The sequence below is a fragment of the Aquabacterium sp. A08 genome (genome assembly GCF_011742065.1).
Genome location: NZ_JAAQQT010000125.1, coordinates 1 through 490, shown reverse-complemented (window position 1 = coordinate 490; position 490 = coordinate 1). Strand labels below are relative to the sequence as shown.

The 490-nt window shown below is 66.5% G+C and carries 1 protein-coding gene; it reads left to right on the top strand.

Going from position 1 to position 490, the window contains the following annotated elements; genetic code table 11:
- Nucleotides 1–490, top strand: a 490-nt coding sequence (locus tag HA630_RS00705) for an exodeoxyribonuclease VII large subunit (protein WP_305792601.1), incomplete at both ends; no start/stop codon positions are given.

Below are 490 nucleotides of genomic sequence, written 5' to 3'. Positions count from 1 at the left end.
GTCATCGCCCCAGAAGGCGCAGCCGGGCTCGGCGACTTCCAGGCCGAAGCCAGCCGACTGCAGGCCCACGGCGTGTGCCAGTTCACCTACGCCTATAGCCGCTTCCAGGGAGAGGGCGCCGCCGCCCAGATCCGCCTCGAATTGCACTCGGCCCTGGAGCAGATCCGGCTCAACCACCCCTGGGTGCCTGATGCGGTAGCCATCATCCGGGGCGGTGGCGCGGTCAATGACCTGGCATGGCTCAACGATTACGACCTGGCCCGGGCCATCTGCGAACTCGACATCCCGGTGCTCACCGGCATCGGCCACGAACGCGATTCCACCGTCCTTGACGAAGTTGCCCACCAGCGCTTTGACACCCCCTCCAAAGTCATTGCCGGCATCGAGCGCACCATCGTCCAGCGGGTGCGGGAAGCGCAAAGCACCTTCGCCGACATCCAGCGCGCCACTGAGCAGCAGCTCGAACGCACACGACGCACCGTGCAGGCCA